The 25,355-nt window shown below is 65.2% G+C and carries 26 protein-coding genes; 10 read left to right on the top strand and 16 right to left on the bottom strand.

The annotated features are described in order from the left end of the window. Positions 1-8: 8 nt before the first annotated feature. Positions 9-962 (bottom strand): hypothetical protein, encoded by a 954-nt coding sequence (locus AC1DNC_RS00695; RefSeq protein ID WP_476860658.1) that lies wholly within the window; start codon positions 960-962, stop codon positions 9-11. 66 nt (positions 963-1,028) lie between these two features. Here AC1DNC_RS00695 and AC1DNC_RS00690 point away from each other — a divergent pair, with 66 nt between their 5' ends. Continuing rightward, the gene (locus AC1DNC_RS00690; protein WP_476860657.1) at positions 1,029-1,433 is read left to right on the top strand and encodes a nuclear transport factor 2 family protein; all 405 of its coding nucleotides are present in this window, start codon (positions 1,029-1,031) and stop codon (positions 1,431-1,433) included. Between the two features lie 19 nt (positions 1,434-1,452). Here the strand turns inward: AC1DNC_RS00690 and AC1DNC_RS00685 are convergent, their stop codons facing one another. Genes AC1DNC_RS00685 through AC1DNC_RS00675 form a run of 3 tightly spaced genes read right to left on the bottom strand, consistent with a single transcriptional unit; the run spans position 1,453 to position 4,594 of the window. Further along, entirely contained in the window at positions 1,453-2,595 is a 1,143-nt protein-coding gene (locus AC1DNC_RS00685) for an FAD-dependent oxidoreductase (RefSeq protein ID WP_476860656.1), read from the bottom strand. Further along, positions 2,592-3,302, bottom strand: coding sequence for a class I SAM-dependent methyltransferase (locus AC1DNC_RS00680; RefSeq protein WP_476860950.1), 711 nt, complete (start codon positions 3,300-3,302; stop codon positions 2,592-2,594). Before AC1DNC_RS00680 ends, AC1DNC_RS00685 begins: the two co-directional genes overlap by 4 nt. A gap of 17 nt (positions 3,303-3,319) precedes the next feature. Continuing rightward, positions 3,320-4,594: a type III polyketide synthase gene (locus tag AC1DNC_RS00675; protein WP_476860655.1), complete on the bottom strand. Its 1,275-nt coding sequence runs from the start codon at positions 4,592-4,594 to the stop codon at positions 3,320-3,322. A gap of 163 nt (positions 4,595-4,757) precedes the next feature. On the opposite strand from AC1DNC_RS00675, the gene AC1DNC_RS00670 reads away from it, so the two are divergent. After that, entirely contained in the window at positions 4,758-7,166 is a 2,409-nt protein-coding gene (locus tag AC1DNC_RS00670) for an ATP-binding cassette domain-containing protein (protein WP_476860654.1), read from the top strand. Between the two features lie 454 nt (positions 7,167-7,620). Next, complete coding sequence (locus AC1DNC_RS00665) at positions 7,621-8,088, top strand: hypothetical protein (protein ID WP_476860653.1); 468 nt, start codon at positions 7,621-7,623, stop codon at positions 8,086-8,088. Between the two features lie 250 nt (positions 8,089-8,338). Here AC1DNC_RS00665 and AC1DNC_RS00660 read toward each other — a convergent pair whose 3' ends face one another. The 5 genes from AC1DNC_RS00660 to AC1DNC_RS00640 all read right to left on the bottom strand — a co-directional run bounded on the left by AC1DNC_RS00660 (position 8,339) and on the right by AC1DNC_RS00640 (position 12,027). Next, positions 8,339-8,731 (bottom strand): hypothetical protein, encoded by a 393-nt coding sequence (locus tag AC1DNC_RS00660; RefSeq protein WP_476860652.1) that lies wholly within the window; start codon positions 8,729-8,731, stop codon positions 8,339-8,341. 76 nt (positions 8,732-8,807) lie between these two features. Further along, entirely contained in the window at positions 8,808-9,749 is a 942-nt protein-coding gene (locus AC1DNC_RS00655; protein WP_476860651.1) for a methyltransferase family protein, read from the bottom strand. A gap of 274 nt (positions 9,750-10,023) precedes the next feature. Continuing rightward, the gene (locus AC1DNC_RS00650; protein ID WP_476860650.1) at positions 10,024-10,662 is read right to left on the bottom strand and encodes a hypothetical protein; all 639 of its coding nucleotides are present in this window, start codon (positions 10,660-10,662) and stop codon (positions 10,024-10,026) included. Between the two features lie 198 nt (positions 10,663-10,860). Then, positions 10,861-11,439 (bottom strand): GNAT family N-acetyltransferase, encoded by a 579-nt coding sequence (locus AC1DNC_RS00645; protein ID WP_476860649.1) that lies wholly within the window; start codon positions 11,437-11,439, stop codon positions 10,861-10,863. A 9-nt stretch (positions 11,440-11,448) separates the two neighbouring features. Beyond that, on the bottom strand, positions 11,449-12,027 hold the full coding sequence (locus tag AC1DNC_RS00640) for a cysteine hydrolase family protein (protein WP_476860648.1): 579 nt from the start codon (positions 12,025-12,027) through the stop codon (positions 11,449-11,451). A gap of 89 nt (positions 12,028-12,116) precedes the next feature. Between AC1DNC_RS00640 and AC1DNC_RS00635 the strand changes: the two genes are divergently transcribed. Continuing rightward, positions 12,117-12,533: a DUF3054 domain-containing protein gene (locus AC1DNC_RS00635; RefSeq protein WP_476860647.1), complete on the top strand. Its 417-nt coding sequence runs from the start codon at positions 12,117-12,119 to the stop codon at positions 12,531-12,533. 85 nt (positions 12,534-12,618) lie between these two features. Continuing rightward, complete coding sequence (locus AC1DNC_RS00630) at positions 12,619-12,900, top strand: Lrp/AsnC family transcriptional regulator (protein WP_146337532.1); 282 nt, start codon at positions 12,619-12,621, stop codon at positions 12,898-12,900. Between the two features lie 8 nt (positions 12,901-12,908). Here the strand turns inward: AC1DNC_RS00630 and trpD are convergent, their stop codons facing one another. Next, positions 12,909-13,967 carry an anthranilate phosphoribosyltransferase gene (trpD, locus tag AC1DNC_RS00625; protein ID WP_476860646.1) on the bottom strand — a complete coding sequence of 353 codons (1,059 nt, stop codon included), beginning with the start codon at positions 13,965-13,967 and terminating at the stop codon, positions 12,909-12,911. 148 nt (positions 13,968-14,115) lie between these two features. Between trpD and ctaE the strand changes: the two genes are divergently transcribed. The 4 genes from ctaE (at position 14,116) to qcrB (ending at position 18,458) form a co-directional block, all read left to right on the top strand. After that, positions 14,116-14,754 (top strand): aa3-type cytochrome oxidase subunit III, encoded by a 639-nt coding sequence (gene ctaE, locus AC1DNC_RS00620; RefSeq protein ID WP_175323631.1) that lies wholly within the window; start codon positions 14,116-14,118, stop codon positions 14,752-14,754. 86 nt (positions 14,755-14,840) lie between these two features. Continuing rightward, complete coding sequence (gene qcrC, locus AC1DNC_RS00615) at positions 14,841-15,629, top strand: cytochrome bc1 complex diheme cytochrome c subunit (RefSeq protein WP_476860645.1); 789 nt, start codon at positions 14,841-14,843, stop codon at positions 15,627-15,629. Between the two features lie 101 nt (positions 15,630-15,730). Further along, positions 15,731-16,801 (top strand): cytochrome bc1 complex Rieske iron-sulfur subunit, encoded by a 1,071-nt coding sequence (gene qcrA / locus AC1DNC_RS00610; protein WP_476860644.1) that lies wholly within the window; start codon positions 15,731-15,733, stop codon positions 16,799-16,801. Further along, a complete protein-coding gene (qcrB, locus tag AC1DNC_RS00605) occupies positions 16,779-18,458 on the top strand; it encodes a cytochrome bc1 complex cytochrome b subunit (RefSeq protein WP_476860643.1) in 1,680 nt (559 codons plus the stop codon). Before qcrA ends, qcrB begins: the two co-directional genes overlap by 23 nt. A gap of 102 nt (positions 18,459-18,560) precedes the next feature. On the opposite strand, the gene AC1DNC_RS00600 is transcribed toward qcrB, so the two are convergent. Continuing rightward, positions 18,561-19,328: a GntR family transcriptional regulator gene (locus AC1DNC_RS00600; protein ID WP_476860949.1), complete on the bottom strand. Its 768-nt coding sequence runs from the start codon at positions 19,326-19,328 to the stop codon at positions 18,561-18,563. A gap of 229 nt (positions 19,329-19,557) precedes the next feature. Here AC1DNC_RS00600 and AC1DNC_RS00595 point away from each other — a divergent pair, with 229 nt between their 5' ends. Beyond that, positions 19,558-19,848 (top strand): HPr family phosphocarrier protein, encoded by a 291-nt coding sequence (locus tag AC1DNC_RS00595; protein WP_476860642.1) that lies wholly within the window; start codon positions 19,558-19,560, stop codon positions 19,846-19,848. Positions 19,849-19,955: 107 nt separating this feature from the next. Here the strand turns inward: AC1DNC_RS00595 and AC1DNC_RS00590 are convergent, their stop codons facing one another. The 5 genes from AC1DNC_RS00590 to AC1DNC_RS00570 form a co-directional block, all read right to left on the bottom strand. Further along, a complete protein-coding gene (locus tag AC1DNC_RS00590) occupies positions 19,956-20,357 on the bottom strand; it encodes a cytochrome c oxidase subunit 4 (protein ID WP_476860641.1) in 402 nt (133 codons plus the stop codon). Further along, positions 20,354-22,078, bottom strand: coding sequence for an aa3-type cytochrome oxidase subunit I (gene ctaD / locus AC1DNC_RS00585; protein ID WP_476860640.1), 1,725 nt, complete (start codon positions 22,076-22,078; stop codon positions 20,354-20,356). Before ctaD ends, AC1DNC_RS00590 begins: the two co-directional genes overlap by 4 nt. Before the next feature lie 12 nt (positions 22,079-22,090). Beyond that, positions 22,091-22,963 (bottom strand): aa3-type cytochrome oxidase subunit II, encoded by an 873-nt coding sequence (ctaC, locus tag AC1DNC_RS00580; RefSeq protein ID WP_476860639.1) that lies wholly within the window; start codon positions 22,961-22,963, stop codon positions 22,091-22,093. Positions 22,964-23,168: 205 nt separating this feature from the next. Beyond that, complete coding sequence (locus AC1DNC_RS00575; RefSeq protein ID WP_138769282.1) at positions 23,169-23,558, bottom strand: HesB/IscA family protein; 390 nt, start codon at positions 23,556-23,558, stop codon at positions 23,169-23,171. 198 nt (positions 23,559-23,756) lie between these two features. Further along, entirely contained in the window at positions 23,757-25,181 is a 1,425-nt protein-coding gene (locus AC1DNC_RS00570; RefSeq protein WP_476860638.1) for a M20/M25/M40 family metallo-hydrolase, read from the bottom strand. Positions 25,182-25,355: the final 174 nt, after the last annotated feature.

Genomic DNA, 25,355 nt, shown 5'->3' with positions numbered 1-25,355 from the left:
GCTACAGACTACTGGCGACCGCACGCTGAAGTGACGAAATCGTAAACGAGTCCCCGCAGTTGTGCCCCTGCCGCCACCTTCAGGACCCCGGCACGTCCCCCGACGGTGACCCGCAGGGGAATCAAGGTACCCACCTTGTCCTCAGCCACGGCGTGGGGATCGCACCTGGCCGGGCGGATACCGAGCCGCACCTCGCGTGCCGGGCCGGACGCGTCCACCCGAAGCCCGCGCGGCCACGGAGCGCTTGGATCCTCTTCCAGCAAGGTGGTCCCGCCGACGCTGTTGATCGTCAGGAATCCGTCCCGGGCAGCACCGGCCGGGTTTCGCGGGGTGATCACCAGCCGCAGGACGGCCGTACGGGCATCCGCGGACAATTCGAGGCGGGGACTGAAACTGAAGCTTGCCACCGCCGCGGCGGCCTGGGCAACGCAAAGCTCGGTGTTGTTCCGGGCCAGCACACCGAAGGGGTCGGAGGCGGCAAGGCTGAGCGTCTCTCCCGCTGTCCGGCCAGGGGCCATCCGGACCTCGACGACGGCGCCTGAGTCGGCAGGGCTCGACCCCGGCGGCACCTGCCCGGGTTCGGCCGCCTCCGGACAGGCGGCCGCCGGTAGCCGGGCCGGCAGGCTCTTCGCCTGGCCGGGCGGCAGCTCGATTCCTGCCGGTGCCGGCGTCCAGTCGATCCCGGCTACGAAAAGCGGACTCCGAAGCCTCGCCGCTGTCACGGTGACGGCTTCGCCGGTGGTGTTGGTGAGTTGGATCTCGATGATCTGTTTGCTGTAGTTGTCGCGGAACTGGCTGACTTCCGCGGTCAGCGGCCCGCTTGCGGCAGCCGCCGGCGTCGCCCCATTGCTAGTTCGTGCCGCGTCGGTGTGTGCCGGGCCGGTGGCCGCGCTGCACGATGCCACCGCGAGCAGGACCAGCACCGCGGCAGCCCGCCTGAGCTTTGGGGGGAGGCTTCCCATGCGGTCAGTCTAGGCCGCGGCACCCCTGCCGGCACGCCCTCGGCGCGGTTCGGCTAGTCTCGGTCCATGACTTCACCGACACCCCTGGACTGTGTGCTGGGCCTGCTTCGGGCCATCGAAGCCGGCGGCGGCGCCGAAGCGCTCGGCCCTTTCCTGGCCAACGAGTACACCCTGACCGAGGCGCCGCACCTGCTCGCTCCTGAGGGATCCATCCGGAGCCGTGACCAGGTCCTGGACGGTGCCGAGCACAGCGGAGAAATCGTTTCCGGGCAACGCTTCGAAGTCCGGCGCAGCACGTGCGAGGGTGGCCGGGTGGTTCTGGAGGCCGAGTGGTCCGCCACCGCAATGATGGATTTGCCGCACTGGGACAAAGGAGACGAGATCCGGGCGCGGACGGCTTCGGTGTTTGAGGTGCGTGAGGGCCGGATCATCAGCCAGCACAGCTACGACTGCTACTTTCTGCCGAGCTAGGCGCCCGGCCCGGCCCGCCCTAATGCATGGTGAACCGGCGGGCCACGAAGTTGTTGACGGCCGGGACGGCAGCCGCGGCGGCGATCACACCGTTGCGTGCTGCCAGCGGTACGCGGCTGAGCGGCCGGCCCAGGGCCATGTTGATCTCCGACTGCCGCGCCGCGCGCGCCACGTGGCGCATCCTGTCCCGTTCAAAGGCCGCCAGTCCAGTGCGGTTCCCCGCCAAGAGCGCCGGCACGAGCGGCGCCAGCGCCAGGGCGTCGAGCCAGCCGAGGCTCATGCCTTGGCCGCCGATCGGGCTGATCTCGTGGGCCGCGTCACCGATCAGGATGACGCGGCCCACCACCATCCTGCGGGCCAGCCGGGATCGCACGCCGAAGCCGCTGAGCATGCTGTTGCTGCCGGGTTCGACGTCGACGCCGGTGCGGCGGTGCACCTCGCGGGCGAGCCACGCGGCAGCCGCGCTTCCGGCCCCGGCGTGGACCGCGTCCGGACCCAGCCGTGCCACCCAGCGGCGGAGTTTCCCCGGCAGCGGAAACGATTCGACGATTCCGTCGCCGGCAAGGAACAGCGCGGCATCGGCCCCGAATCCGGTGCCGTCGGCGAAGTCGCCCATGAGGTAACGGTCCGGGTAGTCCCGTCGCCTCAGCTGCACGCCGAGCGCAGCCCGGGCCGTTGAGCGTACCCCGTCGGCCGCAATCACGAGGGGAGCCGCCATCCGTTCCTCCCCGCCGGCAGCCGAGGCCACAACCGTGACATGGGCGCCGTCGTCGTGAAGTCCCGTCACGCATACGCCGCGGCGCACTGCGTCGGCGTTCAGGTCCTGCACCCGCTTCTCAAGCACGGCCTCCGTGGAACTCTGGGGCAGCGAAAGTACGAAGGGAAAGCGCTCGGACACTCCGGCGAAGGACATCTCGGCCAGCGTGGTGCCCAGGTTGAGGGCCAGTCCGCGCCGGATCGCGACGCCGCGGCGGACGAGTTCCCGGTCCACCCCGATCCGGCCGAGAGCCTCCAGCGCCGGCGGGTGGATGCCGATGGCCCGCGAGTGCGGTTCCGGTCCCGGCCGCTGTTCCAGCACCCTGACCGTGACGCCGCGCTGCAGCAGCAGGGCCGCCATAAAAAGCCCGACCGGTCCGCCGCCAAGGATTACGACGTCACTCACACGCCGGCCCCGCCGCGGAAAACGGCTGTCTTCTCCAGGAGCACCAGGTTGCGGAAGGGGGAGCGGGGCACCACGGACCAGCCGGCGGGCACGGCGGCGCGGAGCTCCGCCGCGGTGTAGCTGCGCCGGATCGATGTCAGGCCGTCCTTGCGGATGTAGGAGCCCAGGAACGGCAGGGCCCCGGCCGAAAACAGCGCATAGGCGATGGGGCTGCGGCGGAGGTCGTTGTGGACGACGGTACCGGCACTCAGGGCGGCCGATTCGGCAAGGAACGCGGTCAGTTCATCGGCGCCGAGATGATGCAGCACGTGGTTGGAGACGACGACGTCGAAGCGGGCACCTTCGGCGAGCAGCTCCGCCGCCGTCTGCCGCCGGAACGTTACGCCGGCTCGGGTCCTGCGGCGGGCGGCAAAGGCGGCGGCCCGCGGGTCCGGGTCGATTGCCGTGACCTCAAGGCTCATTCCGTCCCGGGCCGCCCAGCGGGACAGCAGCACCGGCACGTCGCCGCCGCCGCAACCGATGTCCAAGAGCGTGGTGGCCGTCCCGGCAGTCAGCCGCGGCCGAAGGTGTTGCCGGTAGATCCCCCTCCAGCCGGATACGGCGCGATTCACCAGGGCGAACTGGGCGTAGGTCCGCCCCAGCCTTGCCGGATCGCAGTCGGGACGGTCCATCTCCTCGACGGCGTCCTGGGCCCGAGTCCGCAGCAGCACCGCGGCGCCCCCGCTCAGGCCAGGGCCTGTTCCGCCCGGAGCGCCCCGGGACGTTCCAGTCCGGCATCCCGGGCGGCATCCCGGCCAGCGTCCTGGCCCTGAGTCCGCGGCGCCGTGATCTTAGTGAAGAGCGCGGTCTCCACCGTCAGCCCCGGCCCGAACGCCATCGAGCAGATCCGTTCACCGCCTTCACCGACACCGTCACTGCCGGCGTCGTCGTTTTCATCGTGGGGGTCGCCGCCACCGGCGGGGAGGTCGAGGATGTGCCGGATCACGAAGAGCACGGTGGCGCTGCTCATGTTTCCGTAGTTCCGGAGCGTCTCCCGGGCCGGAACGAGCTGTTCATCGGTGAGCTCAAGCCGGGACTGCACCTTGTCGAGGATGCTGCGGCCGCCGGGGTGGATGGCCCAGTGCCGGATGTCGCGGTAGGGGAGTCCGATCAGCGACTCATCCCGGGACAGCAGCGGTTCCAGGGCGCCAATGATGTGGTCGTCGATGATGTGCGGGACGTAGGTGCCGAGCACCATTTCGAAGCCTTCGTCGCCGATGTTCCAAGCCATCGCTTCCTCGCCCACAGGCGTCAGGACCGTCTCGAAGTGGTCCAGGGTCAGCAGGCCGGGCTCACCGGGAAAGTCCCGGGCGCTGATGATGGCGGCAGCCGCGCCGTCGGCGAACAAGGCCGATCCCATGATCGTGTCCGGGTCATTGGACGTCCGGACGTGGAGGGAACAAAGTTCGGCGCAGACCACCAACACCACGGCCTGAGGGTCCGCGTCGCAAAAGGACTTGGCCGCGCGCAGTGCAGGGAAGGCTGCGTAGCAACCCATGAAGCCAAGGTGGTAGCGCTGGACCGCGGGGTTCAAACCGAGAGCGCGGACAATCTTGTAGTCAGGTCCGGGATTGAAGAAGCCGGTGCAGGAGACCGTGACGAGGTGGGTGATGTCGCGGGCCTCGATACCCGGGCAGGCCGCCAGCGCCCTGTCCGCCGCCTCGATGAACAGCCTGCTGGCTTCGGTGGCGAAGATGTCGTTCCGGACTTTGGTGCTGGGACTGAGCAAAAGGCCGGTGGCGGGGTCGAAGAACTGCGGATTCTCCGCCCGGCTACCGGTGGTGAGCTCCCCGACGGCGGTGTAGCGGGTGTCGATGGCGGCGGAGTCGAAACAGGTGCTGACCAGCCGGGAGCCGAGCCGGCTGAGTCCCGGCTGGGCTGCAAACACGTCGCGGGCTTCGGATTGGATCAATACGGTTGGCGGGACAGCAGTTTCCAGGGACCTCAGGTAGACCGTCATGGTTCATTCTCAGCGAGGTCGGCGGATAAGACAATGGATTGACCACAGTGTTCGGCTTGGCCGTCGGAGGATTAGCCCACCGTCTGTTCTAAGCTGGTGACATTGAGCCAGGCGACGCCGTCGGACACCCCAGGGGCGGCCGCGCCGAACAGAGGGAGAGACGATGAGCATGGCCACCGGTACGGTTTCCCAGACGCCCCCGCAGATGCCGGCGCCGCACATTGCCGACACGCACGATCTGATTCGAGTGCAGGGCGCCCGGGAAAACAACCTCAAAGACATCAGCGTCGAGATCCCGAAGCGCCGGCTGACCGTGTTCACCGGTGTTTCCGGCTCGGGTAAGAGCTCGCTCGTATTCGCCACCATCGCCGCTGAATCGCAGCGGATGATCAACGAGACCTACAGCGCCTTCGTCCAGGGCTTCATGCCCACGCTGGCGCGGCCCGACGTCGACCACCTCGAGGGACTCACGACGGCGATCATCGTCGACCAGGAGCGGATGGGATCGAACCCCCGGTCCACCGTCGGAACCGCCACCGACGCCCACGCCATGCTGCGAATCCTCTTCAGCCGCCTCGGGACCCCGCATGTGGGACCTCCCACGGCGTTCTCTTTTAACGTCCCCACCCGGAAAGCCAGCGGGGTGATGAGCACGGAAAAGGCAGGCGGGCGGGTTGAGAAAAGCGTTGTCCAGAACGCGGTCTATCTGGGCGGCATGTGTCCCCGGTGCGAAGGCATGGGCTCGGTCTCCGACTTCGATCTGACCGCCCTCTACGACGAGACCAAGTCGCTGGCGGAGGGCGCGCTGAAGATTCCCGGGTACAGCATGGACGGCTGGTATGGCCGCATCTTCAGCGGTTCCGGCTTCTTCGACATGGACAAGCCGATCGGCAAGTTCACCAAGAAGCAGCTCCACGACCTGCTCTACAAGGAACCGACCAAGATCAAGGTCGAGGGCATCAACCTCACCTACGAGGGCCTGATCCCGAAGATCCAGAAGTCGATGCTCTCCAAGGACCCTGACTCCATGCAGCCGCACATCCGCGCCTTCGTCGACCGGGCCATCACCTTCACGAGATGCCCAGACTGCGACGGCACCCGGCTCAGCAAGGAAGCGCGGTCCGCGAAAATCAACGGTAAGAACATCGCCGACGTCTGCTCGATGCAGATCAGCGACCTGGCAGCCTGGGTCCGGGATTTGACGGAACCATCGGTAGCGCCGCTGCTCGGCGGACTGCAGCACCTCCTTGATTCCTTCACGGACATCGGCCTGGGTTACCTTTCGCTCGACCGGCCCGCGGGAACCCTGTCCGGGGGAGAGGCCCAGCGGACCAAGATGATCCGGCACCTCGGCTCATCGCTCACCGACATCACCTACGTCTTCGATGAGCCAACAATCGGCCTTCACCCGCATGACATCGAACGGATGAACGGCCTGCTCCTGCAGCTGCGGGACAAGGGCAACACCGTCCTCGTTGTCGAGCACAAGCCCGAAACCATCGCGATCGCGGACCACGTGATCGATCTGGGGCCGGCCGCGGGCAGCGGCGGTGGCGAAGTCGTGTTCGAGGGCACCGTCGAAGACCTGCGGGGGAGTGACACCACCACCGGCCGCCACCTGGATGACCGTGCCGCCCTCAAGGACTCCGTGCGCTCATCTTCGGGTTCGCTGGAGGTCCGCGGCGCTTCGACGCATAACCTCCGGGACGTCGACGTCGACATCCCGCTCGGCGTGCTGTGCGTGCTGACCGGCGTCGCGGGGTCCGGCAAGAGCTCGCTGGTCACCGGCTCGGTCGCGGGCAGGGACGGAGTGGTGGTCATCGATCAGGGTGCCATCCGCGGGTCGCGCCGCAGCAACCCGGCAACCTACAGCGGGTTGCTTGAACCGATCCGGAAGGCGTTCGCGAAGGCCAACGCGGTCAAGCCGGCGCTGTTCAGCTCCAACTCGGAGGGCGCCTGCCCCGGCTGCAACGGCGCCGGTGTGATCTACACCGAGCTCGGCGTCATGGCCACGGTGGAATCCACCTGCGAGGAATGCGAAGGCAAGAGGTTTCAGGCCTCGGTGCTCGAGTACACCCTGGGCGGGCGGAACATCGCGGAAGTACTGGCCATGTCCGTCACCGAAGCTGAGGAGTTTTTCGGCGACGGCGATGCCAAGACCCCGGCGGCCCACAAAGTGCTCGACCGGCTCGCCGACGTCGGCCTCGGCTACCTTAGTCTCGGCCAGCCGCTCACCACGCTCTCCGGCGGCGAGCGTCAGCGGCTCAAGCTCGCCACCCAGATGGCTGAGAAGGGCGAGGTCTACATCCTCGACGAGCCGACCACCGGTCTGCACCTGGCCGACGTCGAGAATCTGCTGGGGCTGCTGGACCGGCTGGTTGATTCGGGCAAATCCGTCATTGTCATTGAGCACCATCAGGCAGTCATGGCGCACGCCGACTGGATCATCGACCTCGGTCCCGGGGCCGGCCACGACGGCGGCAGGATCGTCTTCGAGGGCACGCCCGCGGAGCTGGTAGCCGCACGGTCGACGCTCACGGGGGAGCACTTGGCGGTTTACGTCGGGAAATAATGAGTCAGCGATCGATATGAAGCAAGGCTCGCGGTAATTACTGTCAATTCGAATAATGGCGGACAATTATCGTTATGCGAAAATTGCTTTTATATGTTTCAGTTGACATGTAAACAGAATTACTATTTTATTTGGGGGAGTAGCCCGCCGGTTCTTGCTTGCTAGGTTCGCGTGGGCGAGGGTTCAGGCGCCTAGGCCCGGGGTCCCTGGTGGCTGGTAGAGCCTTGGGTGCCGGAACTTAGAATCCGACGGCACACGCTTCTGCCTTGACTCAGCCAGCGAGAGAATGGACTCGGGGAGCTGAAGGAGAATGTTATTCAGTCCTGGAACGAGCTGCACGGTCGAACTTAGGTGAAAATGAACTTTGTTCATCGTTGGGACTTATTATTTGAGTCTTGACGGGAAATGGGGCCTTCCAAGCAAAATGGGTGGGCCAGGGGGAGCAGGTACGAAATTGAGCAAGGGCCGCAAAGCATGGCTGGCTGTGCTGGCAGGTGCGATCGCCGTTGTCGCCGTCTTCTACCTATGGGCCTCATGGAAGAGCGATCAGATCATCACGGAGCTCCGCGCCATTGCCGACCGCCTGCAATCGGAGCCGGGGTGGGAGCGCCTGGATACCCAGGAGCCGGTGGGCGGCGCGCTGTGCATTCCTCTCGATGGACCTTGCTCCCAGTACGCGTACCGCTGGGACACTCACCGAAAGTACCGCGAGGGTGACTTGGAGCGGTACGTTCAGCAGGTGGGTTTGCTCCCGCAGGAGTTTGAGCCGTGTGAGCGGAATCCCCGTGTGGATGCCGGCGGACTGAACTGCCGGGGCGTTGGGGTCATTGACGGGTGGAACGTACGAATCACGATCAGTGATTACGGTCCGGATGACGAGACCCACATCGTGCAGATCGTAGTCAACAAGTACGGCTACTGACCGCCTGCACCAGCGCGTGCCGCACGCTGTACGAGTTGCTGATTGCCACTAGGCGCAGTCCGGTGACCTATGAATGCAGGGCTGCAAGCCTTTCCTGGAGCTACTTCTACTCGTCCTGTCATAACGCCGATAATCAACATTATGTCAAGTAGTACTTTGCTGATCACCCCTGATGAATCATTCCGACCCTCTCCCGGCTACTAGCCCTTACCGGGACATGGCGAGTAGGCGTCCCATCAGCGCACCACGGCTAGCCCACCGACCAATGATTCCGGCCAAGACGCCACTCCTGGCCATCTACTTCGATGATCACGGCCGAGACCGTGCCTCGCCGGAACAAACGCCTCCTCTGTTCGATACGCGCTTCGCCCTGGAGATAGGCGCGCATAGCCAGGCAGATCCGCCGGAGCTCATCTTCCTTGTCTTGCTCCACGGCGTCCTCGTCAGGCGCGCCGGATGCCTGCACGTTCAGTTCGGGGATGAAAGCGTCCATCCACACGTAGGAGGCGCGAATGATTGCCGTTCGGTCCCGTTCAAGACCACTGATCACGCGGACTGCGGGGCGCAAAGGATCATCGTCGGAAGTCGCATCTTCCACGGTGAAGCTCTGGTCGAACACCTCAGTGACGACCCGATCGAGCATGGCTTTTATGTCGATGGGGACGGGGTCAGTCTCGCATAGCTCCCTCTCCCCCGATGCCACTCAGCGCTGGATCGGGCTACCGCGCCAACGGTGTGCCGCCCCGGGTACGTTGCCCCTTCGGGACTTTCGGGACCCAACAGCGCACCGCGGCCCGGTAGTCTTCAAAATCCTGTCCGAAGCGCTTTTCGAGGTCCCCTTCCTCCAGCGGCCTGACGGCGTAGTTCCACACCAACGAGCCCAGAATCGCATAGGCGATGACGAGCCATGAATGCATGATGAGGCCCACCGCAGCGCCCTGGACAATACCCGCGACCGCCATCGGATTGCGGATCCATCGGTAAGGACCCGCAATGACCAGCCGGTTGGGCATGGCTGAGGGCAGTGGCGTGCCGTGCCCACGCGTCGACATGACAACTGCCGACCAAATGCCCAGGATGCTGGCAAGCAGCAGCACCGCGGCTCCGGCGGCCCCGGCGAAGGATGGGAACGGGAGTGCCACCGCCCAGCGTCGTTCCAGGAGCCCTATGGCGAGAGGAAGCACCACCAGGAAGAAGCCCCAGAAGACGACAATCTGCCCGAACGTTGCGACCAGATGGTTCGCCGCCGTCGGACGCCGGGCGGCGGGACGGAACGCGAACGGTCCGCGGATGATCCAGACAGTAGGTATGCGCCCAAGTACAACCGCACAAAGCGCGATCAGTGAGCCAGCGGCGGCTGCCCCCATGGTCACTACTCCCCAACCCGCCTCGGCCGTGATCGTCGCATACGCCGCCAGCGCGACCGCGACGACGCCGGTCCAACTGGCACTCACCACAGCCGCGGCGCGGAAGCCCAGGGCGGCCAGCCCCGAGGCGACGACGAACAGCGGAATGTCGAACACGGCGACGGCGGCAGCGTCGAGGCCGCCGAGGGTCGCGCGGCGAATCAGGGGCGATACAAGAACCGCGGCCCACCAGGACAGACCGGCAACAGCCTGGGCCGCGAAATACAAACGACCCCACCACAGGAACCGCCTCATTAACTCACCCCACGCAATAAGTCGTCCTTGTCCTCGACCGCTGGCAGCCTTCGAAGGCGACAGACGGGCCACTAGGAAGAGTTGCCGCCAGGCCGACGTCGATGCCGGCTACAGCCTACCCATCGATCACCACTGTAGCTGGCTGCAGTCATGGCGCGGCATGGAAAAGCCCGCCGGTCCCCGACCGGCGGGCAATTATTTCTCCATGGAACGGCGGCCGTCCGGCCGCGATTCAAACCAATCTGCAGGATTGCGCGGCAGTCCCGCGCCGGTGTCACTTGTACTCGAGGCTCACCAGCAAGGCCTTGAGCTGCGTGTACTGCTCGGTTTGCATCCACGCCCTGGCAGCTCCACGGTTCTTGAACGCCGGGTTGTCAAAAAGAACCCGGCTGAACAGGCCGCCATTGGCCGTGGGGATCAGGTTGCACCACGAGGAGACGCCGTCGCCCTCCGCAAGAGAGCGCGGATCGGCCAGGCCCATGTTGTACGCGTCGCCGTCACCGTAGGATTCGACGGCGAACCCGAAGACCGGCCGGGTTCCATCCGGTGCCGCCATTGCAGGCACCACCGCCTGATCCAGCACCCGCCGGGTCGCGGGTCCGGCGGCGCAGCCAGCAGTGACTCCGTTGGCGAAGGACAGCAGGTCATTGCCTGCATCGTCGGCCACAACGGCTTCGATTCCGGGGAGCCCGCCGGGCGGGAGCATGGTGCGTACGGTCCACGTTGACGGGTAGTCGAAGGAGATATGCCCGTCCGGGAAGGTGAACGTTTTCAACGTCTCGGGTGCGTGCTTCGAAGCGGGTGCGGGAGCTGCCGCTCCCGGTGCCGTGCCGGTAGCCGAGGCTCGCGGGGCTGCGGTCGACGCCGGCGCAACGGCAAGCGTAGAAGTGAAGGGCTCAGTCGTGTCAGACACTGCCAGGTTGGGACTGGCAGCAGGGCTCGCTCCCGGCTGTGATCCACAGCCGGCGAGTATCAGGCTGACGGCAAAACCCGCCACGGTTGCTGCCGTGAAGAAGCCGGCGCGATTCGTTTTCATTGTGTAACCCCCAATATCTGTGAAGGCGGGCTGAACGTCCCGCTAGATACAAGGTTTCCCCGGCATGGCCAGGACTTACTGTCGTTCCAAAGAATCTTTCACAGCCGGCTCCGCGCTCCGGCCCTCAGCCGCTGGCTGCCCGGTGTCGACCCAATAGCGCCGTTTGCCGTTGCGGGTGTCTTCGTAGACGCCGCCGTTCTTTTCGATAGTCGCCCTGGATCCGGCATTATCCTCATCGCAGGTGATGAGGGCCCGGGAGATTCCGAGGTTCCTGGCGACGGGAAGCGCATCGGCCAGTGCCTTTGCCGCGTGGCCGCGGCGTCGTGCGGACGGCCTGACGCTGTAGCCGATGTGGCCGCCCTCGTTCAGGAGGAAACTGTTCAGCTCGTGCCTGATGGCCAGCGAGCCCAGGAATGTATCGCCGTCAACGATCCACAGGTAGGTGCACGGGACGTACCCGGGTTTCCGGGGGCTTTCGGGCAGCGCATCGTCAAGGAGCGCACCGACGAAACGGCGGAAGGTGGCGGCGTCCGTGAGATCTTCCAGCGGCCAGTCTTCCGCGCCGCCGCCGTCCCTGTGGACGCCGTCGAACTCCGCTGATCCCTCCAGCCAGGAGGCGTGGTAGCTGACGTCCGGAGCAATAAGGCGGGCCATGACACGATCCTATCCGTCGCTAAGCAAGCTGCCCCCGCCGTCGAACCGCACGGCACTGGTCGCCACTACTCCGGCCGAACGCCCGGGAGCCGTGTGGTTCTCCCAGTAAAGATTCGTGTGTGCAATGACGAGCTCCGGCGGCGGCGCACCCCAGTCCGACAAGTCCTCGGTGGTGTGCGCGTCACCCACCAGGGTCACGTCGTAGCCGCGCACAAACGCTCCGTGGATGGTGGACCGGATGCACTCGTCCGTCTGCGCTCCCGCAACGAGTAGTCGCCCGACGCCGGCGGCGGCGAGGACTTCCTCAAGATCCGTAGCCTCGAAGGAATCACCGTAGGACTTGTGCACCAGCGGTTCGTGCTCGGCCCGGGACAGCTCAGGGACGTACTGCCAAGCCTCACTCCCCCGCTCCAGCTGCGCATCAGAATGCTGGACCCAGACGATCGGGACGGTGGCTGCACGAGCCTTGGCGACCAGCTCGGCGATGTTCGCGACGACGGAATCGCGCCGGTGTGCGCCGTCCACCACTCCGTTCTGCACATCGATCACCATCAGGGCCGTGTTGGGCCGATTAGACAGCGTTGTCATGATCAACTCCTTGCTCGAAGCTCGGGTTCCTCCGGTCATCATGCTAGGCCGCGGCAGCGTCCGGCAATGGCCGCAGCTAGGCTTAATGCATGCCCTCCACCACTCCCCTGCTCCCCCACCCGCGGTCGACTGCCAGGTCGGCGGTGCTGGCAGCCGCCGCGGACACGGTCCTCATCCTGCTGTTCGCCGCCATCGGACGGGACGCACATCAGCGTGGTGAGATCATCACTGGCGTCCTGGCGACGGCGTGGCCTTTCCTCGCCGGCGCGGCCGTGGCCTGGCTCGCCCTCCGGTTGTGGCGGGCTCCCCTGGCACTGTGGCCCGCCGGCGTCGCCGTCTGGCTGGGAACGGTGGCCGTCGGCATGCTGCTTAGGGCGCTCACCGGACAAGTGGTGGTCCTGCCGTTCGTGATTGTCGCACTGCTCAGCCTGGCCGTTTTCCTGCTTGGTTACCGGCTGCTGTTCGCGGCCACCCGGCGATTCCGGGCACGCCGCCAACGAGCCTGATGGACTAGGCTGGCAAGCAGATGGCGCGGCCTCATGGGCCGGGCAAGAACCCAGCAATGGCGCAACAGATCTGAGAGGTCCCCACGTGATCACCGCTTTCGTCCTGATCAAGACCGACGCTTCGGCTATTCCGGAGACGGCTGAAAAAATCTCCGCCATTCCCGGCATCAGCGAGGTCTATTCGGTGACCGGCGAGTGGGATCTGATCGCGATCGCCCGCGTCGCCAAGCACGAGGAGCTTGCGGACGTCATCGCCGACAAGCTCTCCAAGGTCCCCGCCGTGGTGCACACCACCACGCATATCGCGTTCCGCGCGTACTCCCAGCACGACCTCGACGCGGCCTTTGCCCTCGGATTCGAGCAGTAACTAGCGCCTTAGCCGCGGGACAGGGCAACCCAGCGGTCCAACACCGCGGCTGCCGCGCCCGTCTCGATGGACTCCTCGGCCCGCTTCATCGCGGCGGCCATCCGATCGGTCAGCGGGCCTGAGGCGTCCAGGTCGAACGACACCAGGCCGGCAGCGGCGTTGAGTAATGTGGCATCCCGGGCCGGGCCCGGCTGGCCGGCCAGCACCGATCGCACGACGGCGGCGTTGGCGGCCGCATCACCGCCACGGAGTTCCTCCACGGTGGCCTGGCGGATCCCGAGCTCGCGCGGGTCGAATTCCTGCTCAACGACCTCGCCGTCCCTGATTTCCCAGATGCGGGACGGACCCGTGGTGGTCAGCTCGTCCAGCCCGTCGTTACCCCGGAAAACCAGGCCCCGGCTGCCGCGCTTGGCGAGGACACCGGCCACCAACGGTGCCATCCGTTCATTCGCGACGCCGACGGCCGACGCCTGAACATGCGCAGGGTTGGTCATCGGTCCCAGGAAATTGAAGGCCGTGGGCACACCCAGTTCCCGGCGTGCGACGGCTGCATGGCGCATCGAGGGGTGGAAAACCTGGGCGAAGCAGAACGTGATTCCGGCCTCTTCCGCGTTCCGCGCTACCCGCGGGATGGGAAGGTCCAGCCGGACCCCCAACGCTTCCAGGACGTCGGCGGAGCCGGAGCTCGACGACGCCGCCCGGCCGCCGTGCTTGACCACTTTGGCTCCTGCGCCGGCGGAGACAAGGGCCGCCATGGTGGAGATGTTGACGGTATTTAACTGGTCGCCGCCCGTGCCGACGATATCCAGCTTCTCTCCCGCGATCTCGATCGGGTTGGCAGAGTCAATCATCGCCCCGACGAGGCCGGTGAGTTCGTCCACCGTCTCGCCCTTGGCCCGCAGCGCCACCAGGAAACCCGCCACCTGGGCCGGGGTTGCCTCGCCGGACATGATGGAGCTCATGGCCCACTCAGTATCGCCGGCGGTGAGGTCCGTACCGTTGATGAGGGCGCCGATGAGGCGCGGCCAAGTCTTAGCTACAGCCGGTGCAGATGCCTGAGAAGTCACGTTCCGATGCTATCGAGCCGGGGGCTGCAATGCCCAATGCGAAGGGGGTCGGGAACTTTTCCGCGCGATTTCGCGTCTTTGTAGAAAAAGTCCCCCCAAAACGCGGTTTGCGTTGGGCAGGACGGACTTTTACAGACATAATGTCTATGTGACATCTGCGACCCATGCCCCCAGTACCCCGGCGCACCCGACGCTGAATCGCCCGAACATGGTTTCCGTTGGAACCGTCGTCTGGCTGTCCAGTGAGTTGATGTTCTTCGCCGGTCTCTTTGCCATGTACTTCACACTCCGTTCGACTTCCGGACAGATGTGGGCCGAAGAGACAGCCAAGCTCAACTTCCCCTTTGCGCTCGTAAACACGATCGTCCTCGTGGCCAGTTCCTTTACTTGCCAGATGGGCGTCTTCGCCGCCGAACGGCTCCAGCCGCGCAGGCTCGGCGGTCCCCTGAGCTTCACCCGCTGGGGAATGAACGAGTGGTTCACACTCACATTCATCATGGGTGCGTTCTTCGTGGCCGGCCAGGCGACCGAGTACGCCATGCTCGTCTCCGAGCACGTCTCGCTTTCTTCCAACGCCTACGGTTCCGCGTTCTACATGACCACGGGCTTCCACGGCCTGCACGTCATCGGCGGCCTGATTGCCTTCCTGCTCATCATCGGGCGTTCTTTCGCCGCGAAGAAGTTCGGACACTTTGAGGCAACCTCCGCGATCGTCACCTCGTACTACTGGCACTTCGTCGACGTCGTTTGGATTGGCCTCTTCCTGGTCATCTACGTCCTCAAGTAGCCCCACTTGTCTCTCTTTCTACAAGAGATAGAATTTCAAGAAGCGGCTCCCGGAGCCAACGCAGGATCGAATAAAGGAACCACCACGTGAAGGCACTCTCGCAGAAGCGACGTCACCCACTGGCAGCAGTTGCACTGTTGCTGATGGGCCTCCTCATCACTGGTGGGCTGTACGCCGTTGCCACCACCGTCAACCAGGCCAAGGCCGACACCACGAGCTTCAGTGCAAGCGACGCAGAAGAGGGCGGCAAGCTGTTCGCCGCTAACTGCGCCACCTGCCATGGCATGGGTGCCAGTGGCTCGCAGGCAGGCCCGTCGCTCGTCGGCGTCGGCGCTGCCGCTGTTGACTTCCAGGTTGGCACCGGACGTATGCCCATGCAGATGAACGGCCCGCAGGCTTACAAGAAGCCCGCCCAGTTCAACGAGGAGCAGACCCACCAGCTCGCGGCCTACGTCGCTTCGCTCGGCCCCGGCCCGTCCATCCCGGAGGCAGGTGTCCTCGATGAGAAGGGCGACGCCGCCAAGGGTGGCGAGCTGTTCCGCACCAACTGCGCCATGTGCCACAACGCTGCTGCCGCCGGTGGTGCGCTGACCCGAGGCAAGTTTGCCCCGGCTCTCGCCGACGTCTCCGGCAAGCACATCTACGAGGCCATGGTCACCGGCCCGCAGAACATGCCGGTCTTCTCCGACGCCAACGTCTCCCCCGAAGGCAAGCGCGACATCATCACCTTCCTGAAGCAGATCGAATCCAACGGCTCCCCCGGCGGCAACGACCTGGGCGCCCTGGGTCCGGTTTCTGAAGGCCTGTTCGTGTGGATCGCCGGCCTCGGCGTCATCATCGCCTTCACCATTTGGCTGACTTCGCGGACGTCCTAGGCGCACCGCGGCACCTGTAAGAATTTTCTGCTGATCCGTCAGCAGTTTGAATTGAAAACTAACTCGACATTGGTCGAGACGAGAGAAGGATGAGGCGAATTATGGGCAACCATAGTGACGGCAGTCCGAACCACTCGGGCACCGTAGCTACGGCTGGTCAGAATGAGGTGGAGAAGTTCCAGGATCCTGGAATTCCCCCGCATCGTTTGCGCCTGGCTGACACGGACCCGAGGGCAGCAAAGCGAGCGGAACGGCAGGTGGCCATTCTGTTCGGTGCCTCCGTCGTTGGCACCCTGATATTCCTGGTGGCGTACTTCGCCATCGATCTTGGAGCTGACTCCTCGATCGCCACCATCCGGCTGCAGAACACCCTGCTGGGCATTGGCACCGCCTTTGCGATGCTGGGTATCGGCACCGGTATCGTGCACTGGGCAAAGGCCCTCATGCCGGACCACGAAGTCTCGGAAGAGCGCCACGCCATCCGCACCGAAGAGGACCGCCTGGCCGCAGTCCGGATCGTCGACGACATCGTCGAGGAAACCGGCATCAAGCGCCGGCCGCTGATCCGCAACACCCTGCTCGGCGCCGTCGCCCTCGCTCCCCTGCCGGCCCTGGCCGTCTTCGGCGACCTTGGTCCGCGTCCGGACAACAAGCTGGCCCACACCATGTGGGCTCCGGTTGGCGGCAAGACCAAGCGCCTCACCCGCGACCCCGATGGCACCCCCATCAAGGCCTCGGATGTCACCATCGGCTCCGCCTTCCACGTCATCCCGGAGGGTCTCAACGAGCTGGAGGAAGGCAAGCTGAACGAAAAGGCCAAGTCCGTCGTCCTGCTCATGCGCCTGAACCCGGAATCCCTCAAGCCCTCCCCGGGCCGTGAGGACTGGAGCTACAACGGAATCGTTGCCTACTCCAAGATCTGCACCCACGTTGGTTGCCCTGTTGCGCTGTACGAGCAGCAGACCCACCACCTGCTCTGCCCGTGCCACCAGTCAACCTTCGACCTGACCCAGGAATGCAAGGTTATCTTTGGCCCGGCCAGCCGGCCGCTCCCGCAGCTGCCCATTGCCGTAGACGACGAGGGTTACCTCTACGCTACGAGCGACTTCAAAGAACCTGTTGGACCTAGCTACTGGGAGCGTGATGAGCATGAGCGCAACATCAACAGCTGACACCCCCACCTTCGTCGCCAAGACCAAGGGCGGCCGCATTACCGACTTTGTTGACCAGCGCGTTGGCGGTTCCGGAATGCTCCGGGAATTCGGCCGCAAGGTCTTCCCGGACCACTGGTCGTTCATGTTTGGCGAAGTTGCCCTGTACTCCTTCGTCATCCTGCTGCTCTCTGGCACGTTCCTGACCTTCTTCTTCGACCCGTCGATGGCCGAAACCCACTACCAGGGTTCCTACCTCCCGTTGAAGAACGTCGAAATGTCGGTGGCCTACAACTCCTCGCTGAACATCTCCTTCGATGTCCGCGGCGGCCTGTTCATGCGCCAGGTCCACCACTGGTCGGCCCTTCTGTTCGTGGCCTCGGTCTCGGTACACATGCTGCGCGTCTTCTTCACCGGCGCCTTCCGCAAGCCGCGCGAGATGAACTGGGTGGTGGGCAGCGTGCTGCTCATCCTGGCCATGGCAGCCGGCTTCACCGGCTACTCGCTCCCCGATGACCTGCTCTCCGGCAACGGCCTGCGCATCATCGACGGCGTGATCAAGTCCATCCCTGTGATCGGCACCTACATCTCGTTCTTCCTCTTCGGCGGAGAATTCCCGGGCACCGCAATCATCGGCCGCCTGTACATGCTCCACATCCTGCTGGTTCCGGCGCTGATCCTGCTGATGATCGCCGTGCACCTCTTCATGGTGGTCGTGCACAAGCACACCCAGTACCCCGGCCCGGGACGCAACGACGGCAACGTCGTCGGCTACCCCCTCGGCCCGGTCTATGCGGCCAAGGCCGGCGGCTTCTTCTTCATCGTGTTCGGTGTCATCGCCCTGATGGCCGGTTTCTTCACCATCAACCCGATCTGGAACTACGGTCCGTACGACCCCTCCCCCGTCTCGGCCGGTACCCAGCCTGACTGGTACATCGGTTTCGTCGACGGCGCACTGCGCCTGATGCCGGGCACCTTCGGGAACTGGCACGTCGAGCAGGTCTGGTTCGGCCACGTCTTCACCTTCAACGTGCTGCTTCCGGCCCTGGTCCCGGCGGGCATCCTGTTCACCGTGATGTTTACGTACCCGTGGATCGAACGCTGGATCACCAAGGACGACCGCGAGCACCACGTCCTGGACCGTCCGCGCAACGCCCCGACCCGTACCGCCATCGGCATGGCCGGCTTCGTCTGGTACTGCGTGATGTGGGCTGCTGCAGGTTCCGACCTCATCGCCACGCACTTCCACGTGGCACTGAACGACGTCACCTACTGGCTCCGCGCCCTGTTCTTCATCGGCCCGGTACTCGCTTTCATCATCACGAAGCGCGTCGCCTTGGCCCTGCAGCGCAAGGACCGCGAAATCGCCCTCCACGGCCGCGAAACCGGCCGGATCGTACGGTTGCCGCATGGTGAGTTCATCGAGGTCCACGCCCCGCTGGACGAATACAAGCGCTACAAGCTGGTCGGCTTCGAATCCCCGTCGCCGCTCCCGGCCGAGCCCAACAGCCACGGCGTCGTGGATCGCAAGGAGAAGCGCCGCGCGCTCCTCTCCAAGTGGTTCTTCGAGGACCGTGTAGCCCCGGCAACCCCGGCGGAGCTTGCAGCTGCGCACGGGCACCACGGCGCCCACGAGTCGATCGACGCGGCTGCCGAGCAGAAGACGCTCAGCCACTAAGTCACGACGCTAGCCAACAGAAAGGCCCGGTCCACTAGGACCGGGCCTTTCTTGTGTTGCAACGGCTCCGTGTTCCAACGGACCCATCATCCGAACGCGGGATCAGGGGCGGTAGCCGGAGGCGTAGTTCCGGGTGGGCCGCACGCCAGGGCGCTGCAGCGGCACCCACAGCTTGTACCGGTCGGCCCGGTAGTAGGAGACCGAGTAGTCGACCATCGCACGCGCGACGAAGGCGTGGCGCTGGATCTTCAGCAACGGCGAACCGACCTCGACGTTCAGCAGGCGGGCAGTGGACGGGGATGCTGCGGTTGCCTCGATCATGTCCTCACCCCACTCCATCACCAAGCCGTAGCGTTCGCTCAGGACGTTGTAGAGCGACGTCGGCGGCTCGCCATCGAGCAGCCCAGGCACGCGGTGGGCGGGGATGAAGTTCTCGTCCACGCTCATGGGCTCGCTGTCGGCGAGCAAGAGGCGCCGGAACCGCACAAGCGGAGTGCCCTCCTCCAGCTGGAGTTCGCGGGCCAGGAACGCGCTGGCATTGATCTGCTCGAAGCTCAGCACCTTCGCCGCCGGGACCATGCCGCGGCGCTGCATTTCCTCGCTGTACGACGTCAGCTTGACCTGAAGGTCCAGCTTTGGCTTGCGGACGAACGTACCGAGGCCTACCACGCGCTCGATGACCTCCTCACCCACCAGCGCGTCGATGGCCTGGCGTACCGTCATCCTGGCCAAGCCGAAGCGTTCGGAGAGATCCCGCTCCGAGGGGAGCGCCGAGCCCGGCGGGCAGGAGCTTGCGATGTGGGCGCGGAGGATCTCGCGAAGCTGGACGTAGATCGGCGTACCGCTGTTCCGGTCAATGTCGCCGGCCATCCGGGCCGCGTTAGAACCCACGGAGGCACCTGCTGCAATCGTTCATACCTTAAGCCTAGGGCACTTCGGCGGCAGGTCTAGACCACCGCACGGTCCCGGTTCGCCGGGGTCCTCTCCCCCGGCTACGCTGGGATATGCCCCTGCCGGACGGCTGTCCCTGGACCCGCGGGCGGGCCACCACGCTACGCCGCCGGCGCCACCCGGCGCCTGAAGAACTTGAGGAGCTCCATTGCCAGCACGCAAGGCCATCGTCCGGGCCTCGATCGGGCTGCACGCCCGGCCCGCGGCCGCGTTTGTCCGGGCCGTGACGCGGAGTGGGTTCGCCGTCACGATCAGCAGGGACGGCAGGCCGGGCGTCGACGCCCGGTCGCTGCTGGAGGTTATGACGGAAGACTTCGCTTGCGGCTGCGAAGTGGTGCTGTCTGTCCGGCCCGAGACGGTCCCGGAAGATTCGAGCCTGGACGAGGCCGAGCGGGCCCTGACGGAACTCTGCTCCCTGCTGGAGTCTCAGGCCGGCTAACCGGCCACCAAAAGGCGGCAACCCACAAAACACCCGGAACGCACAAAACGACGGCGGGCCCCACCACAATGGTGGGGCCCGCCGTCGTCGTTCGTTAGTGACTGGCGCTAGTGCGCGTGGTCACCGCGGCTGTACTCGTAGACCCAGCCCACAAGCGCAACCACGGCCAGGCCGCCGGCGATGAAGGTGATCCAGAACCCGACGGCCAGGCCGAGGAACCCGCCTGCGCAGGAAAGGCCAAGGACCAGCGGCCACCAGCTCCAAGGGCTGAAATGGCCCTGCTCGCCGGCGCCTTCGTGGATCTCAGCGTCGCTGCGGTCCTCGGGGCGCAGTCCGACGCGCTTGCCGGTGAAGCCCAGGTAGGCGCCGATCATGCCGGCAAGGCCTGCCAGCAGGAGCACTCCCAGGATGCCGACCCACTCCGACCAACCGGTCAGGAATCCGTAAACGATCGAGACCGGTACGAAGAAGAAGACTCCGAATCCAAAAATCCTTGATTCGATTTTCACTGGGCTTGGTCCTTCTGGTCGGCGTTACCGAGCGCCGCTGCTGCCGGAGCAGGAGAGTCGACGGTGTAGTACTGGGACAGTTCGGGGTGGTGCAGGTCCAGGGCCGGACGTTCCGAACGGATTCGCGGCAGCGAGGTGAAGTTGTGCCGCGGCGGCGGGCAGGACGTCGCCCACTCGAGCGAGGCGCCGAAGCCCCACGGGTCGTCGACCATGACCTTGTCGTTGCTGCGCCAGGTGATGTAGACGTTCCAGAAGAACGGGATCAGTGAAGCGCCGAGGAGGAAGGACGAGTAGGTGGAGAACTGGTTCATCCAAGTGAAGTTGTCCTGCGGCATGTAGTCCGCGTAGCGACGGGGCATGCCCTCGACACCGAGCCAGTGCTGGATGAGGAAGGTGCCGTGGAAGCCCAGGAACAGCATCCAGAAGTGGATCTTGCCCAGACGCTCGTTGAGCATCTTGCCGGTCCACTTCGGCCACCAGAAGTAGAAGCCAGCGAACATCGCGAAGACAACAGTGCCGAAGACCACGTAGTGGAAGTGTGCCACCACGAAGTAGGAGTCGGAGACGTGGAAGTCCAGCGGCGGCGAGGCCAGGATGATGCCGGTCAGGCCACCGAAGAGGAAGGTCGCGAGGAAGCCGATGCTCCACAGCATGGGGGTTTCAAAGGTGATGGAACCCCGCCACATGGTGCCGATCCAGTTGAAGAACTTCACGCCGGTCGGAACCGCGATCAGCATCGTCATGAAGGAGAAGAACGGCAGCAGCACCGAACCGGTGACGTACATGTGGTGTGCCCACACGGTCACGGACAGGGCGGCGATGGAGATCGTGGCGTAGACGAGACCCTTGTAGCCGAAGATCGGCTTGCGGCTGAAGACCGGGAAGATCTCGGAAACGATGCCGAAGAACGGCAGCGCGATGATGTACACCTCGGGGTGGCCGAAGAACCAGAACAGGTGCTGCCAGAGGACGGCACCGCCGTTTTCCGGATCGAAGATGTGGGCGCCGAAGCGGCGGTCCGCACCGAGGGCGAACAGGGCGGCTGCCAGCGGCGGGAAGGCCATGAGCACCAGGATGGCGGTGACCAGGGTGTTCCAGGTGAAGATCGGCATCCGCCACATGGTCATGCCCGGGGCGCGCATGCAGATGATCGTGGTGATGAAGTTGACGGCGCCGAGGATGGTGCCGAAGCCGGACAGCGCCAGGCCGAAGACCCAGAGGTCACCGCCCACGCCGGGGCTGAAGGTCGTGTTGGACAGCGGCGCGTAAGCGAACCAGCCAAACGATGCAGCGCCCTGCGGGGTGATGAAGCCGGACACGGCGATCGTGGAGCCGAACAGGAAGAACCAGAAGGCAAGCGCGTTCAGTCGCGGGAAGGCGACGTCGGGGGCGCCGATTTGCAGCGGCATGATCACGTTGGCGAAGCCGGCGAACAGCGGCGTCGCGAACATCAGCAGCATGACGGTGCCGTGCATGGTGAAGAGCTGGTTGTACTGTTCCTTGGTCTGCAGGATCTGCATGCCCGGTTCGAACAGCTCTGCACGGATCAGCAGCGCCATAACGCCGCCGAAGCAGAAGAACACGAAGGACGCGATCAGGTACATGTACCCGATGGTCTTGTGGTCGGTGGAGGTGATCCAGTTGACGACGATGCGTCCCTTGGATTTTGGTACTACGGGAGCCTCAAGGATCCCGGAGGGCTGAGAGTAGGTCGTAGCCACTTCGCGCTCCCCTTACTTGTTCTCGGTCGGGGCCGGGTTGCGGTCGTACTCTTCGCCGAGCAGTCCGGTGTTGCCGTCCTGGCGGAGCTGGTCCAGGTGGGCCTTGAACTCCGAGTCGGAGACGACCTTCACGCGGAACAGCATTTCGGAGTGGTACTCACCACAGAGTTCGGCACATTTGCCGTCGTAGGTTCCCTCTTTGGTGGGGGTGAACCGGATGTAGTTGGTCTTGCCCGGGATCATGTCGCGCTTCTGCAGGAAGGCGGGCACCCAGAAGGAGTGGATGACGTCGCGGGCGTTCAACTCCAGGTCAACCGACTTGTTGACCGGCAGGTAGAGCGTGGGCAGCTTTTCCTTGTCCACGTCATTGCCGGTGAGGTGTGCCTGGACGCCAGCTTCGTGGACGTCGCCGGTGACGACTTCGCCCTTCTTGTAGTTGAAGTCCCAGGCCCACTGCTTGGCGCGCACGTCGACAACGACGTCGGCCGGCTGGTCCCGGTTGTCGATCGCCTGCTGGTCGCGGTCGGTGAAGTAGAAGAACACCAGGACCATGAAGAGCGGGATCGTCAGGTAGAAAACCTCGAGGGGCAGGTTAAAGCTGTTCTGGCGGGGGAAACCAACGGTGCCCTTGCGCCGCCGGTAAGCGACGATGCACCAGATCATCAAACCCCAGGTAATGATGCCGACGACCAGCGCGGCAATCCATGAGTTGACCCAGAGGTCCATGATGCGGTCAGTGTGGTTGGTGGTGCCACGCTCAGTGGGCAGCCACCCTTTCTGTACCTCTGGTGAACATCCAGTCAAAGCCAACGCGCCGGCTAGTGCCAAGCCAGTGATCGTAGTGATCTGTTTGCGTCGGCTGCCGGTTCGGTTCTGCGAACTCACAGACGGCCCTTCCTACTTGTTGCTGTCGCCCGGCCGCCGATGGCGTTCCGAGCACACTAAAAGTTTTACTACTCGGTGTAGAGCTTACCGCTCCCCGCGAGTTTTCGCCCACATGTCCGCGCCGTGCCTTGGTGGAGTTTTGGACGCTTTCGGCGCCACTCCCCCAGACGGCACTAAGGCCGGGCTGATTGCCCGGCCTTAGACCTTAGTGGAAGGAGTCCCCGCAGGCGCAGGATCCGCCCGCATTCGGGTTATCGATGGTGAAGCCCTGCTTCGAAATGGTGTCCTCGAAGTCGATGCTGGCGCCACTGAGGTAGGGGACGCTCATCTTGTCGACAACAACCTCGACGCCGTCGTAGTCGCGGACGGCGTCGCCCTCGAGGAGCCGCTCATCGAAGTAGAGCTGGTAGATCAGCCCGGAGCAACCGCCCGGCTGCACGGCGACGCGGAGCCGAAGATCAGTGCGGCCTTCCTGTTCCAGCAGGCTGCGGACCTTGCCGGCAGCGACGTCGGTCAGCTGGACCTCGTGGCTGGCCAGTTCCTGGTCCGCCTGGACGGTGGTGTCGGCGCTGTTTTCATTGGTTGTAGTGCTCATGGCCTACCTTCTTACGACGGTCGTGGCGGCTCCGCCTGCGCGGTGCCCGCCCCTACTTAAACGGTATGGGCTATAGCTACATGCTACGTCGATCAGACCTGTAGCTCTAACTCCTGACGTAACCGTCAACGCCGGCTGGATGTTCCCCGGAAATGACGGATCCACGGAGCAACTGCCCCGGCCTGATGCGCCGCCCGCTCAGGCCAGTCCCTCCGCGTTCAACCGGGCCAGCAGGAGCGCCTCGGCCACGATTGCGTTGCGGAAGTCGCCGAGGTGGAGCGACTCGTTGGCGCTGTGAGCCCGTGAATCGGGATCCTCGACGCCGGTGACCAGGATCTGCACGTCCGGGTACAGCTCGGTCAGGTCGGCGATGAAAGGGATGGAACCGCCGATCCCGGTCTCGACAGCCGGTACGCCCCAGGCCTCACCGAGTGCCCACATCGCCATGCTGGCGGCGGTGAAAGAGGTGTCCGTGAGGAAGGCGTTTCCGCTCTCCCCCGGAGTGAATACCACTTCGGCGCCGAACGGAGCGTGCGTTTCGACGTGCCGGCGCACCGCGTCCATGGCCTCGGCCGGGTCCTGGCCCGGTGCGAGGCGCAGGCTGAACTTGGCCCGGGCCCGCGGCAGAAGGGTGTTGGAGGCGACGTCGACGGCGGGCGCGTCGAAACCAATGATGGAGAGCGCGGGCTTGGTCCACATCCGCGAGGCGATGCTTCCGGTGCCGGCGAGCTTGACGCCATCGAGCACCGAGGCGTCCTTGCGGTACTCCTCCTCGGTGAGGTCCACTTCGGCGTCGTCACGGCTGACGAGTCCCTCGATCGCAACGCTGCCTTCCTCGTCGTGCAGGGTGGCGATGAGCCGTGCCAACAGTGTCGGGGCGTCCAGCACGGGTCCGCCGAACATGCCGGAGTGAACTGCGTGGCCCAGCACCTTGACCTCGATGGTGCCGTCGACCAGGCCGCGGAGGCTCGTGGTGAGGGCCGGGATGCCGACCTTCCAGTTGGATGAGTCTGCGACGACGATCACGTCGGAGCGCAAGAGTTCCTGGTGGGTTTCCAGGAAGGCACGGAACGTCGGGGAGCCGGCTTCCTCCTCGCCCTCAAAGAAGAAGGTCACGCCCAGGCCCAGCTCCTCCCCCAGTACCCGGGTCACGGCGGAGTAGGCGGCGACGTGGGCCAGGATGCCGGCCTTGTCATCCGCCGCGCCGCGGCCGTAGAGCCGCCCGTCGCGTTCGACGGCGGTAAACGGTTCGGTCTCCCAGAGCGAGAGGTCGCCGGTGGGCTGTACGTCGTGGTGGGCGTAGAGCAGGATGGTCGGCTTGCCTGCCGCAGCGGGGCGGCGCGCAACGACGGCCGGGCCGCCGGGGGTGCCGTCCTCCTTGTCACAGCGCAGGATCCGGACGTCCTCGAAGCCGCTGGCGCGGACCAGCTCGGCGACGGCGTCGGCACTGGCGTTCAGTGGAGCGGGATCGAAGCTGGGCCAGGCGATGCCCGGGATGGCCACGAGCGCCTTTAGCTGCTCGACGGTCTGGTCGAAGGATTCGGTAACGGCCTGGCGGAGGGCTGCGGCGTCGATGGCGCCGCCGGCTGAGGGCTGCGGGGTCCCCGCGGGTGATGAAGTCATGGCCAAAACACTACCCGTGTCCCGGATCACGACAAATGCGCCACGGCGCTACGGCGGAGGCTCCGGACCCGTTTGTCCCCGGCCCGCGACGCCGCCCTCTGCGGCTTGATTGTCGCCCTTAGGGCCCGGTGTGTGCTGGGTCTCGGGCGCGTCATCGCAGGGTATTCTGTAGGG

The organism is Arthrobacter sp. 01N442 (assembly GCF_056399345.1).
This window is presented reverse-complemented; position numbering and strand designations above follow the sequence as displayed.